Consider the following 16,149-nt stretch of genomic DNA (forward strand, 5'->3'; position numbering starts at 1 on the left):
TGGCCATGCAATCTCTCATCAATCGACAGCTCGATTTCATGGGCAAGCGGCGTTACGCCTTCATCACCTCCGCCATCCTGTTGCTGGTGTCGGTGGTCGCGCTGGCGCTGCAGGGCCTCAATCTGGGGCTGGACTTCACCGGCGGCACCCTGGTCGAGGTGCGCTATGCCACGGCACCGACGCTGAATGCCGTGCGTGAGACACTCGAGGCCGCCGGCTTCCAGAACGTCGTGGTGCAGACATTCGGCACTTCTACCGAGGTGCTGATTCGACTGCAGGAAACCTTCGAGGCCGGTGTCGGCGATCAAATCGTCGACCTGCTGAGCCAGGCCGGCAGCAATGTCGAGCTGGTACGCGCCGAGTTCGTCGGTGCCCAGGTCGGCGACCAGCTGCGCGACCAGAGTGGCATGGGCATGCTGGTGGCACTGGGCATCGTGATGCTCTACGTGGCCTTCCGCTTCCAGTACAAGTTCGCCATCGGCGCACTGCTGGCCCTGGTGCACGATGTCATCATCGTCATCGGCGCCTTCGCGCTGTTCGGCTTCGAGTTCGACCTGACCGTGCTGGCGGCCGTGCTGGCAGTCATCGGCTATTCGCTGAACGACACCATCGTCGTCTATGACCGTATCCGCGAGAACATTCGCAAATCGCGCATCGATGACATGCCCGCCATCTTCAACGAATCCATCAACCAGACGCTGTCGCGCACCCTGGCGACTTCCGGCACGACGCTGCTGGTGCTGCTGGCCCTGGTATTCCTCGGCGGCGACATGATCCACTTCTTCGCCGTGGCGTTGCTGATCGGCGTGGCAGTGGGTACCTTCTCGTCCATCTACGTCTCCGCCGCCCTGCTGCTGCCGCTCAAGCTGCAGCGCGTGGACCTGATGCCACCGCAGAAGGACGACGACGAGGAAGGCGAGGAAGAGCTGCCCTGACTGGCGCGGCGCCGATACCGCTGCCGCCATGCAAAACGCCACCCGATCGGGTGGCGTTTTTTATCCGCTGACATCCGGTACAGCGCCCGGTTTGCCCCGTCAGGGATGGTACCGCTAGGCGACACCCTGGGCATCGGGTTGAAACACCTCCCGAGCATGGTGATAGAGCACGCTGGCATAGCCGTTGCGCTGCATCACCTTGAGAATCTTGGCCGGGTTCTCGTCCTTGTAGGCGCGCAGCAACTTGTCGCGTTGCTCGTCATCCAGCGCTTCATGCCAATGAAGCGGGTCATTGTTCGAGCTGGCTGCCTCGGCACGACGCATCAGGTCCATCTCGACGCGGCCGCCGTAGTGGTACAAGAGGTCAAAGCCTTCCTGCAGGTGTGCAGCAGGCACATCACAAGGCTTCTCGAGGCTTTCCAGCACGTTGTAGTAGTAATAGCTGAGGGGTTGCATCGTCACTCCTCTCGCGGATGGTGTTCATGGCCCGAAGGGCATGAAGCCAGCAGCCACCATGACCACTGGCTACCTTCAACGTACACCCAGTGACCGCTCTCGAACAGTCTCGAAAACGTAACGAGATGTTGTCGAGACGCCACGCCTCCCATGCCCCCGGTTCAGAAGTGCGGCTTGAGCTGCTTGACCAGTGCCTTGTAAAGGCGCGGTCCCGCGGCCATCAACGGCTGATTGCCGGCAACCGTGGGCTGGCCATCGGGCATTCCCATCAAGGCACCGGCTTCCTTGAGCATCAGCGAGCCGACCTGCAGCTCCTGCTCTTCCATGCCCAGCACGAAGGCGGCATCAGCACGCCCCGAGGCCAGCTCGGCGATGTCCAGCAAGGCATTGCCGGAAGCGCGCATCAGCTCGACGCGAGGCGCCAGCTGCTGGGTCAGGGTCAGGTGGGTCGGCTGCAGGCGCGAACGCAGCGAGGCCTCGGGCAGCCCCATGGCGATACGCGCACCCTCGATGGCGTAATGGCGGGGCACACGGATACGCTTGCCATTGAGCTGGGCGCCACGGCCACGGCTCATCAGGTATTCGTCATCGCTGAAGGGACAGATCACCACCGCATGCTCCGGACGGCCCTTGACCATGCAAACCACCGAGAGCGCGAAGCCGGAGGCGGCGACGGTGAGGTTGGAATAGCCGTGCACGGGCTCGATCTGCCACATCACGTCGCGTCCTTCGCCTTCCCCCTCGCTCTCGGGGGTGTAGCGGCCGACGACGCCGTGCTGGGGATACCCGCGCGCCAGCTGGCGCTGGATGAGTGTCTCGGCATTGCGCGCCGTATCCTCGAGCAGCTTGTCGAGGTTGTGTTCTTCATGAGCGTTCTCGATGCGCTCGCGGATGCGCAGGAACTGCTCGCCGGCACTGCGCGCAGCACGCAGTGCGAATTGGACCATCGGATGCATGATCGGGCCTTGGGAGTCTCGGTGATGTTAAAGAACGGGAGCCAGGCAGTGACGCAGGGCCCTGATACGGTGACCCTGTGCCGACTGCCCGAGCCGATGCGATCGGCTGGTTGGCGCGAATCCTAGCAGAAACGCCACGCGCGTGCCATGCAGCGCCGCCGCATCGTGCTAAGATGGGCGGTCGTTTCTCAGACAGTCTCCAATTGGACGTTCTCATGCTCGAGCGTATACGCATCGTTCTGGTGGGTACCAGCCATCCCGGCAACATCGGCGGCACGGCCCGCGCCATGCACAACATGGGGCTCAGTGACCTGGCGCTGGTGGCGCCGCGTTGCGAGCCGATCAGCGCGGAGACCGTGTCCCGTGCCTCGGGAGCCGACACCCTGGTGCACCAGGCGCGCAGCGTGGCAAGCCTGGAGGATGCCGTCGGCGACTGCACCCTGGTGGTGGGCGCCAGTGCCCGCTCGCGCACCCTGCCCTGGCCGATGCTCACGCCACGCCAGCTCGGCGCACGCCTGACGGACGAGCTGGCCGACACGGACAGCCGCATCGCCCTGGTCTTCGGCCGCGAGGACAGCGGCCTGACCAATGCCGAGATGCAGCGCTGTCATGCGCATGTGCACATCCCCACCAACCCGGACTTCAGCTCGCTGAACCTGGCGGCCGCCGTGCAGGTCGTGACCTACGAGTGTCGTCTGGCCTGGCTGGAAGGAGACGGCGACGCTGAGGCGCCGGCAGCCGAGCCCCTGGCCAGCCATCAGGAACTCGAGCACTACTTCGAGCACCTGGAGCGCACCCTGGTCGAGATCGGCTTTCATGATCCGGCCATGCCGCGTCAACTGATGGCGCGCCTGCGCCGTTACACCTTCAAGGCACGCCCCGAGCGCATGGAGCTGAACATCCTGCGCGGCATCCTGACCGCCACCCAGCGCCAGGCGTCGGCCGCGCCAGCCGAGCCGGACGCGGCGCCCGACTCGCGACACCACGGGCCGCACGCCGACTCCTGAGGCACCGCTTGAACGCCGCGCGAGCGACGCCCACTATGACAGACAACGACTCGCCCTAACCCAAGGATCGCCGCATGTTTCAACGTCTGCGCGAGGACATCAACAGCGTATTTGCCCGTGACCCGGCGGCACGCAACTTTCTCGAAGTCCTGACCAACTATCCGGGCCTGCACGCCCTGCTGCTCCATCGCCTGGGCCACTGGTTGTGGCAGCGCAACCTGAAATGGCTGGCTCGCACCCTCTCCACCCTGGGGCGCTGGTTGACCGGCATCGAGATTCACCCCGGGGCGAGCATCGGCCGGCGCTTCTTCATCGACCACGGCATGGGGGTGGTGATCGGCGAGACCACCGTGGTCGGTGATGACGTGACGCTCTACCAGGGCGTCACCCTGGGTGGCACCAGCTGGCATCACGGCAAGCGCCACCCCACCCTGGGCGACGGCGTGATCGTCGGTGCCGGCGCCAAGATCCTCGGTCCCTTTACCGTGGGCGCCGCGGCCAAGGTGGGTTCCAATGCCGTCATCACCAAGGAAGTGCCGGCCGGCGCGACCGTGGTCGGCATTCCCGGCAAGATCGTGCAGCGCAGCGACCCGGATACCGAAGAAGCCCTGCAGGTCGACCCCGAACGCCGCGAGGCCATCCGCCGCAAGTTCGGCTTCGACGCCTATGGCGTCAGCCAGGACATGCCCGACCCCGTGGCTCGCTCCATGCAGGCCATGCTCGATCACATGCACGTGGTCGACGAGCGCATCGAGCGCATGTGCTCGACGCTGCGCCAGATCGATGCCGGCTTCCGCGACGGACGGCTGCCCGAGCTGCGCGAAGAGGACTTTGCCGACATCCTGGAAGGCGTGGACCACTGCTGCCCGCCATCGGAGACGGAATCGGCACAACAAGCGGACCCCGCGGATGCAACGCCCGACGACAGCCCGCAAGCGGACGCGCCGCGCGAGGCCGAGCAGGACAGCACGCCAACGGACTCCCGCCACGACCGGCAGCGTAATGGTTGACCCGTATACTGGGTCTTTATCATAATGACATCCTGCCGACCATGCTGCGGCTGGCCGGCAAGATGACCGACGTCCAACCCGGTGCCGAGGTGAAGCACCATGCGCCTGACCACCAAGGGACGCTATGCCGTCACCGCCATGCTCGACCTGGCGATGCACGCCGACCAGGGGCCGATTTGCCTCGCCGACATCGCCAAGCGCCAGGAAATCTCGCTGTCCTACCTGGAACAGCTGTTTGCTCGTCTGCGGCGCAGCGGTCTGGTGGAAAGCGTACGCGGCCCGGGCGGCGGCTACCTGTTGACGCAAGCCGCTGAGCACATTTCGGTGGCCCGGGTGATCGATGCCGTCGACGAGTCGGTGGATGCCACACGTTGCGGTGGCATGTCGGACTGTCAGCAGGGCGACACCTGCCTGACCCACCACCTGTGGCACGAGCTTTCCGAGCAGATCCACGGTTTTCTGGATGGGGTCACCCTCGGGCAACTGGCCGGGCGCAACGAGTTTCAGGCCATTGCCACGCGGCAACGCCGTGTGGCCGACAAGCAGATTCCGGCCTCGTCACCCTGAACCGGGTGCAACTGTCGCCGATTCATCCAACGCTCCACCACCCGGGCCGCCGCCCGAGCGTGGTACCTGGATCAAGGGTTCATCGCCCATGAGCGCACCCATCTACCTCGATTACGCTGCCACGACTCCCGTCGATCCCAGGGTCGCCGAGGTCATGAGCCGGCATCTGACACTGGATGGCGTGTTCGCCAACCCTGCTTCGCGCAGCCACATGCCCGGCTGGCAGGCCGAACAGGCCGTCGAGAGCGCGCGCCGACAGGTCGCCGACCGGATCGGGGCCGACCCGCGCGAGATCGTCTGGACCAGCGGCGCCACCGAGGCCGACAACCTGGCGCTGATCGGCGTTATGCGGGCCAATCGGGAGAAGGGTCGCCACCTGGTGACCTCGACCATCGAGCACAAGGCCGTCATCGACACCGCGGTGGCGCTGGAAAAGGAAGGTTGCGACGTCACCTGGCTGACTCCCGATGCCAGTGGGCGCATCAGCCCGCAAGCCCTCAAGGAGGTGCTGCGCGACGACACGGTGGTGGTCTCGCTGATGGCAGTGAACAATGAGCTGGGCAGCATCCACGACCTGGCCGCGCTGTCCGAGGCCGCCCACGCAGTCGGTGCGCTCTTTCACAGCGACGCCGCCCAGGCCGTCGGCCGACTGCCCCTGGACGTGGCCGACCAGGGCATCGACCTGATGTCGCTCTCCGGCCACAAGGCCTATGGCCCCAAGGGCGTCGGCGCCTTGTACGTGAAGCGCTCGCCGGATATCCGGCTCGAGGCCCTGATTCACGGTGGCGGCCACGAGCGCGGCATGCGCTCCGGCACCCTGCCGACGCACCAGATCGCCGGCATGGGCGAGGCCTTTGCCATCGCCGGCCGCGAGAGCGAGGCGGATCAGGCCCGCATCGAAGGCCTGCGCGACCGCTTCCTCGAGGGGCTCGCCGACCTCGACGGCGTCCATCTCAACAGTACCGCCGAGGCCTCGGTGCCGAACATTCTCAACCTGGGCTTTTCCGGCGTCGACGGCGAGTCGCTGCTGATGGCGCTGCGCAACATTGCCGTCTCGACCGGATCGGCATGCAACTCCGCCAGCGTCGAGCCATCCTATGTGTTGAAAGAGATCGGTGTGACCCGGCCATTGGCGCTGGCCTCGTTGCGCTTCAGCTTCGGCCGTTTCACCACCGAAGACGATATCGACCGGACCATTGCCACATTGAGGCATGCCCTGACCGGGCTTCGCCGCTAATTTATCGAGCAGGAGGCCATCATGGCTAACCTATCCATCACCACTGCCGCTGCCGACCAGATCCATCGCGTGCTCGACGAGCGCGGGCACGGCCTGGGGCTGCGTGTCACGGTCAAGCCCAGCGGCTGCTCGGGCTACAGCTATGTACTCGACTTCGCCGATGAGGCCTCAAACGATGACGTGGCCTTCGAGGAGCACGGCGTCAAGGTGTTCGTCGCCCCGGACGCCCTGGAAATGCTCGACGGCAGTGAAGTCGACTATGTTTCGGAAGGGCTGAACCGTTTCTTCCGCTTCAACAACCCCAACGTCAAGGACGAGTGCGGCTGCGGCGAGAGCTTCAGCGTCTGACCCCGGCGTCAGGCAGCGGGCGGCGTGAATTGTTCATCACCGCTCCGGGACGGTATACTCTGCGCCCATTCGGCAGCTCAGGCCGAACCGCATCAACCATAAGCCCCGCGCCGCGCCGAGACCCTCGGGGCGGCGCGAGGCCATCATTAGCCGATACCTGGAGAGCACGCCCATGGCTACAGAACGCACCCTGTCCATCATCAAGCCCGACGCCGTTGCCAAGAACGCCATCGGCGAGATCGAAAGCCGCTTCGAAAACGCCGGCCTGAAGATCGTCGCCGCCAAGATGCTGCACCTCTCCCAGGAGAAGGCAGAAGGCTTCTACGCGGAGCACAAGGATCGCCCCTTCTTTCCCGATCTGGTTGGTTTCATGACCTCCGGCCCGGTCATCGTCCAGGTGCTGGAAGGCGACAACGCCATCAGCGCCAACCGTGACCTGATGGGCGCGACCAATCCCAAGGAAGCCGACCCCGGCACCATCCGTGCCGATTACGCCCAGTCGATTGACGCCAATGCGGTGCACGGCTCCGACTCGCCGGAATCCGCCGAGCGTGAAATCGCTTACTTCTTTAGCGACGACGAGATCTGCCCGCGAGGCTGATCCCCCGTCCAGCGGGGGTGCCAGCACCCCCGCCCCGACCGACCGCTGACTATCATGACTGCCACCACTGCTTCCCAACGCCTCAACTTGCTCGGCATGACGCGCGAGGAAATGGAAGCGTTCTTCCTTTCCATCGGCGAGAAGAAGTTTCGCGCCGCTCAGGTGATGAAATGGATTCACCAGGAAGGCTGCGACGACTTCGAGGCCATGACCAACCTGTCAAAAGCCCTGCGGGCCCGCCTTGCCGAGGTCGCCGAAATACGCGGCCCCAGCGTGGTCTACGAAGGCTCCTCCAATGACGGCACCCGCAAGTGGGTCCTGGAAGTGGAGGACGGCAGCTATGTCGAAACCGTGCTGATTCCGGCCGAGAACGGCAAGCGGCGCACGCTGTGCGTATCCTCGCAGGTCGGCTGCTCGCTGGACTGCAGCTTCTGTTCCACCGGCAAGCAGGGCTTCCAGCGCAACCTCACTGCCGCCGAGGTCATCGGCCAGGTGTGGGTGGCCAGCAACAGCTTCGGGCCACGCCACGACACCGCCAATCGCCCCGTCACCAATGTGGTGATGATGGGCATGGGCGAGCCGCTGATGAACTACGACAATGTCGTGCCGGCCATGAAGCTGATGCTCGACGACAACGCCTACAGCCTCTCCAAGCGCCGTGTCACGCTCTCCACCTCCGGTGTGGTGCCGATGCTGGACAAGCTGGGCGACGAACTCGACGTGAGCCTGGCCATTTCGCTGCATGCCGCCAATGACGAGCTGCGCAGCGAGCTGGTACCGCTCAACCGCAAGTACAACATTCGCACCCTGCTGGATTCCTGCAAGCGATATCTGGCGAAGTGCGACGATGCGCGCGTGGTGACCATCGAGTACACCATGATGAAGGACGTCAATGATCAGCAGGAGCACGCCCAGCAACTCGCCGAGCTGCTCGAGGAGCTGCCCAGCAAGATCAATCTGATCCCCTTCAACCCCTTTCCGCACTCGGGGTACGAAACGCCATCGCGCAACCAGGTGAAGCGCTTCCAGCAGTGGCTGTACGACCTCAACCTCAACGCGACGATCCGCTCGACCCGCGGCGACGATATCGATGCCGCCTGCGGCCAGCTGGTGGGCCGCGTCAAGGACCGTACACGCCGCCACGAACGCTATATTCAGTCGATCCAGATCGACGCGGATTGAGGCGCGTGACGTCTTGACTTCCCTCGGGCGCGACGCTTTGATGGACACGCTTTTAGCATGGGGCGGCCGGCAGGCCGGCCCGGGACACGACGCCTCTGCGAGGATGCCATGACGGGTCGCCCGAGCCTCGACGGCTACCGACAGCAGCGGATCGCGGCGCTCTTGATCGGCGCGCTATGGCTGAGTGGATGTGCCATGCGCGCCGACCAGGTGCCGCAGGACGCGCGGCCAGCCGAAGCGTACACACGCCTCGGCGAGGCCTATCTGGCCCGGGACAATCTGCCGCGTGCCTCGCAGGCCCTGCGCCGCGCCCTGGAGCTGGCCCCGGATGACGCCGCGGCACACCAGGCCATGGCCATGGTTCATCAGCGCCGCGGCGACGCGCGCCTGGCCGATGCCGCCTTCCGCGAGGCGCTGCAGGCAGCCCCCGATTTGACGCGGGCACGCAACAATTACGCGGCCTTCCTGTATGGTCAGGGTCGATTCGATGCCGCCTGCCATCAGCTGCAGCGAGCCAGCCAGGATCGCCACTACGCGGAGCGTGCCCGACTGCTCGTCAATCTGGGGCGCTGTCAGCTGGCACGCGGCGAAGCAGCCGCTGCCCGCGCCAGTCTCGAGGATGCCCTGCGCATCGACCCTGGCCATGCCGGCGGCCACCTGTACCTTGGTGAACTCGAGACTACGCAGGGCAACCTCGGCAGCGCCGAACGGCACCTGGAACATTACCGACGTCTGGCCGGTCCAGATAGCCAGGCGGCCCGCCTGGCCGACAAGATTGCACGCGCCCGGGACGGCCAACGGCCGCCGGCCGCATCGCCAGGCACGCCCTGAGCCCTGTTTTCCAATCAAGGATTCACGCCATGAGCGACACACCTTTCCAGGAACCCGACGCGACGCCCGACCAGGCTTCGCCTGGCGAGTTGCTGCGGCGGGAGCGGGAAACCCTGGGACTATCGCGCGAGGAAGTCGCTGCGGCGCTCAATCTGCGCCCGGCCGTGATCAACGGCCTGGAGAAGGACAGTTACGAGGAAGTGCCGATTGCCACCTATCGGCGGGGTTATCTGCGCAGCTATGCCAGCCTGCTCGGCCTCGATGAGGAACGCGTGCTGGCAGCCTATCACGCGCGTTTCGGCAAGGAAGATCTGGAGCACAAGGTGGCCCCCGTCCATGTGCTCAACAAGCCCCCCTCCCGGCTGGGCACCTGGCTGTTCCGGCTGGTCACCCTGATCGTCATCGCCGGCCTGATCGGCCTGACCCTGATGTGGTGGCAGAGTCGCGGCGGCAGCGAACCGCCCTCACCGGGAGACAACGCCCCGGTGTCCGTGGATGACATGGACGGCAATGCCGCCCTGGTCGAGGAGTCGGGCTCCCCGGCCAGCGACAATGCGTCGACGAGCGGCAGCGATGCCGCCGCGAACAACGCCGGCAGTGCCGACGCCGCGGACGACACGGCCAACCTGCTGGAGGCTCCGGAAGGCACGACGGCCTCGGCCGACGACGCGGACGACAACAGCACGACCGACGGCACTGCCGAGACGGACAGCAGCCCATCCGAGGGCTCGGCGCAGAACACCGAGTCGGACGAGCCGGCGCCGGAAAGTGCGTCCGCAGGGGATGAGGGCGCACCCGCCGAGTCGCAGGGCAACGCCGACTCCGAATCCGCGACCCAGGCCGAGGCGGCATCACAGACTGCCCAGGCCACGTCGCGGGTACTCAATCTGACCTTCAACGAGCAGTCCTGGACCGAAATCTTCGATGCCAGCAACCAGCGTGTCTTCGTCGGACTTCAGGAACCGGGCACCACGGCACGCGTCGAGGGCGAACCGCCCTTCCGGCTGACCGTGGGCAATGCCACCGGCGTCGAACTGGACTGGAATGGCGAAGCCATCGACCTGAGCGAGCGCGCAGGCGCCAACAATGTCGCTCGTTTCACCCTGGGAGAGTGAGTCATATGCACGCACCATCGCCCATCCAACGCCGTCAATCCCGCCGCATCCATGTCGGCGATGTGCCGGTCGGCGGCGGCGCTCCGATCTCTGTGCAGAGCATGACCAACACCGACACGCTCGATGTGGATGCCACCGTGGCGCAGATACAGCAACTCGAGAACGCCGGTGCCGACATCGTGCGCGTCTCGGTGCCGAGCATGGACGCCGCCGAAGCCTTCGGACGCATCAAACAGGCCGTGAAGGTCCCGCTGGTGGCGGATATCCACTTCGATTACCGCATCGCCCTGCGCGTGGCCGAGCTCGGCGTCGACTGTCTGCGCATCAACCCCGGCAACATCGGTCGTGAAGACCGGGTCGCCGCCGTGGTCGGTGCCGCCCGCGACAACGGCATCCCGATTCGCATCGGCGTCAATGCCGGCTCGCTGGAGAAGGACCTGCAGAAGAAATACGGCGAACCGACGCCGGCTGCCCTGGTCGAATCCGCGATGCGCCACATCGACCATCTGGATCGCCTCGACTTCCCGGACTTCAAGGTCAGCGTCAAGGCCTCGGACGTGTTCATGGCCGTGGCCGCCTACCGCGAGCTGGCCTCGCGCATCGAACAGCCGCTGCACCTCGGCATTACCGAGGCCGGCGGCCTGCGTTCGGGCACCGTCAAGTCGTCCATCGGCCTGGGCATGCTGCTGATGGACGGCATCGGCGATACGCTCCGGGTCTCGCTGGCGGCCGATCCGGTGGAGGAAGTCAAGGTCGGCTTCGACATGCTCAAGAGCCTGAGCCTGCGCTCCAAGGGCATCAACTTCGTGGCCTGCCCGAGCTGCTCGCGTCAGAACTTCGATGTCATCGGCACCATGAACGAGCTCGAGGAACGCCTCGAGGATGTGCTGACCCCCCTCGACGTCTCGGTCATCGGCTGCGTGGTCAATGGCCCCGGCGAGGCCAAGGAGAGCGACATTGGCCTGACCGGCGGCAGCCCGGCCAACCTCGTCTACGTCGACGGCAAACCGTCAAGCAAGCTGCGCAACGACCATCTGGTCGATGACCTCGAGCGATTGATTCGCGACAAGGTGCGCGAGAAGCAGCAGGCAGAACAGGACGTGATCGCCCGGGACGCCTGATCCCGGCACGTGAAGGAGTCATCATTGAGCAAGAAAATCCAGGCCATTCGGGGCATGAACGACCTGCTGCCGGCGCAGGCTCCCCTCTGGCAGTACTTCGAGCAGCAGATTCGTTCCCTGATGGGGCGCTACGGCTATGACGAGATGCGCACGCCCATCCTCGAGCAGACGGCCCTGTTCAAGCGCTCCATCGGCGAGGTCACCGACATCGTCGAGAAGGAAATGTATACCTTCGAGGATCGCAATGGCGACAGTCTGACCCTGCGGCCCGAGGGCACCGCCAGCTGCGTGCGGGCCGCCATGGAGAATGGCCTGCTGCACAACCAGACTCAGCGCCTGTGGTATCAGGGGCCGATGTTTCGCCACGAGCGCCCGCAGAAGGGACGCTATCGCCAGTTTCACCAGGTCGGCGTGGAAACCTTCGGCCTCGAGGGCCCGGATATCGACGCCGAGGTGATCCTGCTGTCGGCACGCCTGTGGAAGCAGCTCGGCCTCTTCGATCAGGTCACCCTGGAACTCAACACCCTGGGTTCGCCGGAAGCGCGTGCTGCCTATCGCGAGACTCTGGTCAGCTACTTCGAGCAACATTACGAGATGCTCGATGAAGACTCGCGGCGTCGGCTGTCGACCAACCCGCTGCGTATCCTGGATTCCAAGAACCCGGCCATGGCCGAACTGCTGGCCGAGGCGCCACGCCTGATGGACCACCTGGATGCCGAGTCGCAGACGCACTTCGAGCGGCTCACCGCCATCCTCGATGCCGCCGGCATCGCGTACGTGATCAACCCACGCCTGGTGCGCGGCCTGGACTACTACTCGCGGACCGTTTTCGAATGGACCACCGAGGCACTGGGCAGCCAGGGCACGATCTGTGCCGGCGGCCGCTATGACGGGCTGGTCGAACAGCTGGGCGGCAAGCCGGTGCCGGCCGTGGGCTTTGCCATGGGCGTCGAGCGCCTGGTGCTGCTGCTCGAAACGCTGGACCTGGTGCCCGACGCCGCCCTCGATACTCTGGATGTCTACCTGCTGCCGATGGGCGAGGACGCCGAGGCCGCCGCCCTGGGCATGGCCGAGCGACTGCGTGACGAACTGCCCGGCCTGCGCCTGCAGTTGCACTGTGGTGGTGGCGGTTTCAAGAGCCGTATCCGCAAGGCCGACAAGAGCGGGGCGCGTCTGGCGCTGCTGCTCGGCGACGAAGAGCTGGCCAGTCAGAGCGTCACGCTCAAGTTTCTGCGCGAGGAGCGCGAGCAACGCCGTATCGAACACAGCGAACTGGCCGCGACGCTGGACGAGCTGTTATCGGAAGCCTGACGGACCGCATAGCCAATAAGGAGGCCGCCCGTGGCGGAAATGAGAACCGAAGAAGAACAGCTCGAGGCCATCAAGCGCTGGTGGAAGGAAAACGGTGTGTCGCTGCTGATCGGTGCGGCCATTGCCGGCGCCGGCGTCTTTGCCTGGAACAGCTGGCAGGACTATCAGACGGGCAAGGCGGAGGCCGCTTCCCAGCGCTATCAACAACTCTTGCAGCTGACCAGTCAGGGCCAGCTGGGTGATTCGGCCCGCAGCCGGGCCGAGGAACTCGCCACCACCCTGGTCGACGAGCATGGCGACAGCCTCTACGCCGACCTGGGACAGCTGCTGTCGGCGCGTCTGGCCGTCAGCGATGGCGATCAGGGCGCGGCTCGTCAGGCCCTGGAAGGCGTCATCGCGGACAGCGAGCATGCCTATCTCCAGGGCCTGGCGCGACTGCGTCTGGCCCGGCTGCAGGTCGCGGCCGACGAGGCCGAGACGGCCCTGTCCACGCTCGACGGCGAGATCCCCGAGACACTCTCCGCGCAACGTGCCGACATTCGTGGTGACGCTCACTTTGCCCTGGGGCAGAATGCGCAGGCCGCAGACGCCTGGCGAGAAGCCCTGCAGCTGGCGGAACAGGGTGGCGACTCCCTCTTCGGCGTGCAACTCAAGCTCGACAACCTGAGCACTCAGGAGACCGCATCATGAAACCGACACTGGCGATCGCCGCCATCACGGCAATGGGACTGCTGGCAGGCTGCGCCGGCCAGGTGGATTCCGAGAATGCGCCGCGCGAACTGCAGGACATCAGTCACAGCACCACCGCCACTACCCTCTGGGATGAACAGATCGGCGATGGCCTGGGGCTCGGCGGCTATAGCCTGGCCCCGGCCCAGGACGGCGACACTGTCTTCGCCGCCGACCAGCAGGGCCTGGTCATGGCCATGAATGCCGACAGCGGCGAGGTGCTCTGGGAAACCCGGCTCGAACATGGCGCTTCCAGTGCCCTGACCGCCGTGGCCGGCAATGTCTTTCTGGGAACACGCAACGGCGAGGTTATCGCCCTGGACCAGTCCAGTGGCGAGGAAGTCTGGCGCGCGCGGGTCAGCAGCGAAGTCCTTTCGGCTCCCCAGGCCAACAATCAGCTGGTCGTGGTGCAGACCATCGACGGCAATATCACCGCGCTGGACCGCCGCAACGGGACCGAACGCTGGGTGCACAGTGCCTCTCAGCCTTCGTTGACCCTGCGCACCACCGGCACGCCACGCACCATCGACCAGGTGACCTTCGCCGGCCTGGCCAATGGCAGCCTGGTGACCCTCGACAACAGTAGTGGCCGCGCACTCTGGGAACGTCGCATTGCGGCTCCCCAGGGCCGCAGCGACATCGACCGCATGGTCGACCTGGCCGGCCAGCCGGTGCTCACCCAGGACGGGCGACTCTTCGTCACCAGCTACAACGGTCGTCTGGTCGCACTGCAGGCTACCAGCGGCCAGGTGCTGTGGTCGCGGGACGTTTCCAGCTACCGGACGCCGGTGCTGGTCGGCGATACCCTCTACGTGGTCGACGCCGACAGCCACCTGGTCGCCCTCTCGGCCACCAACGGCAACGAACAATGGCGTCTGGCCGACCTGGCCCACCGCCGCCTGACCGCCCCGGCCTTCGCCGACGGCCGACTGGTCGTGGGCGACCTGGCAGGCTATGTGCACTTCATCGATGCTCAGGACGGCACCCTGGCGGGACGGACCGAGGTCGATGGCTCGGGCATCAGCGTGCGCCCGCTCACCGATGGCAAGCGCGTCTACGCCCTGGCCGACGATGGAAGCCTGGAGGCTCTGGAACTCAACCCATGAATCCCGTGATCGCTCTGGTCGGCCGCCCCAATGTGGGCAAGTCGACCCTGTTCAACCGCCTGACACGCTCGCGTGATGCGCTGGTCGCCGACTTCCCGGGGCTGACCCGGGACCGCAAGTACGGCAACGGCATGCTCGGTGGCAAGACCTATACGGTAATCGACACTGGCGGCATCAGCGGCGATGAGGACGGCATCGATGCGGTCATGGCGGAACAGTCGCTGCAGGCCATCGACGAAGCCGACATCGTGCTGTTCATGGTCGATGGGCGCACCGGCCTGCACATGGCCGACGAGGCCATCGCCAACCACCTGCGGGTCAACCAGAAGAAGACCTGGCTGATCGTCAACAAGACCGACGGTCTCGAGGAACACTCGGCCATGGCCGACTTCTGGCAGCTGGGCATCGGCGAGCCACGCTCCATCGCCGCGTCGCACGGACGCAATGTGACCGCGCTGATCGATCTGGTTCTCGAGCCCTTTCCCGAGCGTGACGAGGACATGCCCGCCGATACCGGCACCAAGGGCATTCGCATCGGCGTCATCGGGCGTCCCAATGTGGGCAAGTCGACGCTGGTCAATCGCCTGCTCGGCGAGGAACGCGTGGTCGTCTTCGATGAGGGCGGCACCACCCGGGACGCCATCGAAATCCCCTTCGAGCGTCGTGGCGAGCCCTATGTGCTGGTCGATACCGCCGGCGTCAGGCGTCGCAAGAACGTCTCCGAGGTGGCCGAGAAGTTCTCGATCATCAAGACCCTCGAGGCCATCAAGGAGTGCCATGTCGCGGTGATGGTGCTGGACGCCCGTACCGGCCTGGTGGAGCAGGACCTGCATCTGCTCGACTATGTGCTGACCAGCGGCCGGGCCCTGGTGCTGGCGGTCAACAAGTGGGATGGCCTGGAAAGCGAGGCCAAGGACCGCATGCGCACCGAGATCAAGCGTCGCCTGGGCTTTGCCGACTATGCCGAACTGCACTTCATCTCGGCGTTGCACGGCACGGCCGTGGGCGATCTCTATCCGTCCATCGAGCGGGCCTTTCAGTCGGCCCACAGCCGCTGGTCGACCAACCGCCTGACCAACATCCTGCGCGATGCCGTCGAGCAGCACCAGCCGCCGATGATCCATGGCCGCCGCATCAAGCTGCGCATGGCCCACCAGGGCGGCACCAACCCGCCGATCATCGTGGTCCACGGCAACCAGACGGGGTCGCTGCCCGAGGCCTACAAGCGCTTCTTGACCAACACCTTCCGCAAGGTGCTCAAGGTGCGTGGCACCCCCATGCGCTTCGAGTTTCGCTCGGGCAAGAACCCCTACGACAACATGGCCGAGGCCAGCGACCGCGACAAGGCCAAGAAGCGCGAGCTCGACCGCACCAAGGAATCACGCCGCAACCGGCGCTGATTCGGCACAGCCCGCCCCAGGATCTTCTCTTTTTCGAGCTTCATACAGAAAATCCTGCCGCCACCGCCGACCGCCGCCATCGGCATGACACTCGGCTGCTTGCGTCATTTTTGTGTAACCCCCGGCCGGGTTGGCGAATTTTCTGCCTGCCCGGTGCCGTGGCGTCCCGAACCGGACGGCACGGCCTCGCCACCTGCGACACGCGTTCCCCCACCCCCTCGAGCGGCGCATGGCGCC

General features: G+C 65.5%; 17 protein-coding genes. 15 read left to right on the top strand and 2 right to left on the bottom strand.

Features of this window, described 5'->3' with window-relative positions; translation table 11 throughout:
* Positions 1–5: 5 nt before the first annotated feature.
* Positions 6–935 carry a protein translocase subunit SecF gene (gene secF, locus QWY79_RS05645; protein ID WP_290270735.1) on the top strand — a complete coding sequence of 310 codons (930 nt, stop codon included), beginning with the start codon at positions 6–8 and terminating at the stop codon, positions 933–935.
* 114 nt (positions 936–1,049) lie between these two features.
* On the opposite strand, the gene QWY79_RS05650 is transcribed toward secF, so the two are convergent.
* Together QWY79_RS05650 and QWY79_RS05655 are read right to left on the bottom strand one after the other, a co-directional pair.
* The gene (locus QWY79_RS05650; protein WP_141320393.1) at positions 1,050–1,391 is read right to left on the bottom strand and encodes a hypothetical protein; all 342 of its coding nucleotides are present in this window, start codon (positions 1,389–1,391) and stop codon (positions 1,050–1,052) included.
* 161 nt (positions 1,392–1,552) lie between these two features.
* Positions 1,553–2,347, bottom strand: coding sequence for an inositol monophosphatase family protein (locus tag QWY79_RS05655; protein WP_290270739.1), 795 nt, complete (start codon positions 2,345–2,347; stop codon positions 1,553–1,555).
* A 215-nt stretch (positions 2,348–2,562) separates the two neighbouring features.
* Between QWY79_RS05655 and QWY79_RS05660 the strand changes: the two genes are divergently transcribed.
* The 14 genes from QWY79_RS05660 (at position 2,563) to der (ending at position 15,912) form a co-directional block, all read left to right on the top strand.
* Positions 2,563–3,354, top strand: coding sequence for an RNA methyltransferase (locus tag QWY79_RS05660; protein ID WP_290270740.1), 792 nt, complete (start codon positions 2,563–2,565; stop codon positions 3,352–3,354).
* Positions 3,355–3,428: 74 nt separating this feature from the next.
* Positions 3,429–4,364 (top strand): serine O-acetyltransferase, encoded by a 936-nt coding sequence (cysE, locus tag QWY79_RS05665; RefSeq protein WP_290270742.1) that lies wholly within the window; start codon positions 3,429–3,431, stop codon positions 4,362–4,364.
* A gap of 99 nt (positions 4,365–4,463) precedes the next feature.
* Positions 4,464–4,931 carry a Fe-S cluster assembly transcriptional regulator IscR gene (gene iscR, locus QWY79_RS05670; RefSeq protein ID WP_141320385.1) on the top strand — a complete coding sequence of 156 codons (468 nt, stop codon included), beginning with the start codon at positions 4,464–4,466 and terminating at the stop codon, positions 4,929–4,931.
* 88 nt (positions 4,932–5,019) lie between these two features.
* Complete coding sequence (locus QWY79_RS05675) at positions 5,020–6,168, top strand: aminotransferase class V-fold PLP-dependent enzyme (RefSeq protein WP_141320383.1); 1,149 nt, start codon at positions 5,020–5,022, stop codon at positions 6,166–6,168.
* A gap of 21 nt (positions 6,169–6,189) precedes the next feature.
* Positions 6,190–6,516 carry a HesB/IscA family protein gene (locus QWY79_RS05680; protein ID WP_141320381.1) on the top strand — a complete coding sequence of 109 codons (327 nt, stop codon included), beginning with the start codon at positions 6,190–6,192 and terminating at the stop codon, positions 6,514–6,516.
* 172 nt (positions 6,517–6,688) lie between these two features.
* Positions 6,689–7,117, top strand: a complete 429-nt coding sequence (ndk, locus tag QWY79_RS05685; RefSeq protein ID WP_141320379.1) for a nucleoside-diphosphate kinase — start codon at positions 6,689–6,691, stop codon at positions 7,115–7,117.
* Between the two features lie 54 nt (positions 7,118–7,171).
* On the top strand, positions 7,172–8,299 hold the full coding sequence (rlmN, locus tag QWY79_RS05690) for a dual-specificity RNA methyltransferase RlmN (protein ID WP_290270750.1): 1,128 nt from the start codon (positions 7,172–7,174) through the stop codon (positions 8,297–8,299).
* A gap of 108 nt (positions 8,300–8,407) precedes the next feature.
* On the top strand, positions 8,408–9,130 hold the full coding sequence (gene pilW, locus QWY79_RS05695; RefSeq protein WP_290270752.1) for a type IV pilus biogenesis/stability protein PilW: 723 nt from the start codon (positions 8,408–8,410) through the stop codon (positions 9,128–9,130).
* 29 nt (positions 9,131–9,159) lie between these two features.
* Positions 9,160–10,245, top strand: a complete 1,086-nt coding sequence (locus QWY79_RS05700) for a RodZ domain-containing protein (protein ID WP_290270754.1) — start codon at positions 9,160–9,162, stop codon at positions 10,243–10,245.
* A 5-nt stretch (positions 10,246–10,250) separates the two neighbouring features.
* Positions 10,251–11,366, top strand: a complete 1,116-nt coding sequence (gene ispG / locus QWY79_RS05705; RefSeq protein WP_141320371.1) for a flavodoxin-dependent (E)-4-hydroxy-3-methylbut-2-enyl-diphosphate synthase — start codon at positions 10,251–10,253, stop codon at positions 11,364–11,366.
* A 24-nt stretch (positions 11,367–11,390) separates the two neighbouring features.
* A complete protein-coding gene (gene hisS, locus QWY79_RS05710; protein ID WP_290270757.1) occupies positions 11,391–12,677 on the top strand; it encodes a histidine--tRNA ligase in 1,287 nt (428 codons plus the stop codon).
* A gap of 39 nt (positions 12,678–12,716) precedes the next feature.
* On the top strand, positions 12,717–13,367 hold the full coding sequence (locus QWY79_RS05715) for a YfgM family protein (RefSeq protein WP_353960361.1): 651 nt from the start codon (positions 12,717–12,719) through the stop codon (positions 13,365–13,367).
* On the top strand, positions 13,364–14,512 hold the full coding sequence (bamB, locus tag QWY79_RS05720; protein ID WP_290270761.1) for an outer membrane protein assembly factor BamB: 1,149 nt from the start codon (positions 13,364–13,366) through the stop codon (positions 14,510–14,512). Before QWY79_RS05715 ends, bamB begins: the two co-directional genes overlap by 4 nt.
* Positions 14,509–15,912: a ribosome biogenesis GTPase Der gene (gene der / locus QWY79_RS05725; RefSeq protein WP_290270763.1), complete on the top strand. Its 1,404-nt coding sequence runs from the start codon at positions 14,509–14,511 to the stop codon at positions 15,910–15,912. The genes bamB and der overlap by 4 nt, the downstream gene beginning before the upstream one ends.
* Positions 15,913–16,149 lie beyond the last annotated feature (237 nt).

The sequence above is a fragment of the Halomonas sabkhae genome, from assembly GCF_030409265.1.
Lineage (GTDB): Bacteria > Pseudomonadota > Gammaproteobacteria > Pseudomonadales > Halomonadaceae > Halomonas > Halomonas halmophila.

Bases quoted from the DNA above. Each gene is read 5' to 3' on its own strand.
- secF (WP_290270735.1), top strand. From the start codon at position 6: ATGCAATCTCTCATCAATCGACAGCTCGATTTCATGGGCAAGCGGCGT.
- QWY79_RS05650 (WP_141320393.1), bottom strand. From the start codon at position 1,391: ATGCAACCCCTCAGCTATTACTACTACAACGTGCTGGAAAGCCTCGAG.
- QWY79_RS05655 (WP_290270739.1), bottom strand. From the start codon at position 2,347: ATGCATCCGATGGTCCAATTCGCACTGCGTGCTGCGCGCAGTGCCGGC.
- QWY79_RS05660 (WP_290270740.1), top strand. From the start codon at position 2,563: ATGCTCGAGCGTATACGCATCGTTCTGGTGGGTACCAGCCATCCCGGC.
- cysE (WP_290270742.1), top strand. From the start codon at position 3,429: ATGTTTCAACGTCTGCGCGAGGACATCAACAGCGTATTTGCCCGTGAC.
- iscR (WP_141320385.1), top strand. From the start codon at position 4,464: ATGCGCCTGACCACCAAGGGACGCTATGCCGTCACCGCCATGCTCGAC.
- QWY79_RS05675 (WP_141320383.1), top strand. From the start codon at position 5,020: ATGAGCGCACCCATCTACCTCGATTACGCTGCCACGACTCCCGTCGAT.
- QWY79_RS05680 (WP_141320381.1), top strand. From the start codon at position 6,190: ATGGCTAACCTATCCATCACCACTGCCGCTGCCGACCAGATCCATCGC.
- ndk (WP_141320379.1), top strand. From the start codon at position 6,689: ATGGCTACAGAACGCACCCTGTCCATCATCAAGCCCGACGCCGTTGCC.
- rlmN (WP_290270750.1), top strand. From the start codon at position 7,172: ATGACTGCCACCACTGCTTCCCAACGCCTCAACTTGCTCGGCATGACG.
- pilW (WP_290270752.1), top strand. From the start codon at position 8,408: ATGACGGGTCGCCCGAGCCTCGACGGCTACCGACAGCAGCGGATCGCG.
- QWY79_RS05700 (WP_290270754.1), top strand. From the start codon at position 9,160: ATGAGCGACACACCTTTCCAGGAACCCGACGCGACGCCCGACCAGGCT.
- ispG (WP_141320371.1), top strand. From the start codon at position 10,251: ATGCACGCACCATCGCCCATCCAACGCCGTCAATCCCGCCGCATCCAT.
- QWY79_RS05715 (WP_353960361.1), top strand. From the start codon at position 12,717: ATGAGAACCGAAGAAGAACAGCTCGAGGCCATCAAGCGCTGGTGGAAG.
- bamB (WP_290270761.1), top strand. From the start codon at position 13,364: ATGAAACCGACACTGGCGATCGCCGCCATCACGGCAATGGGACTGCTG.
- der (WP_290270763.1), top strand. From the start codon at position 14,509: ATGAATCCCGTGATCGCTCTGGTCGGCCGCCCCAATGTGGGCAAGTCG.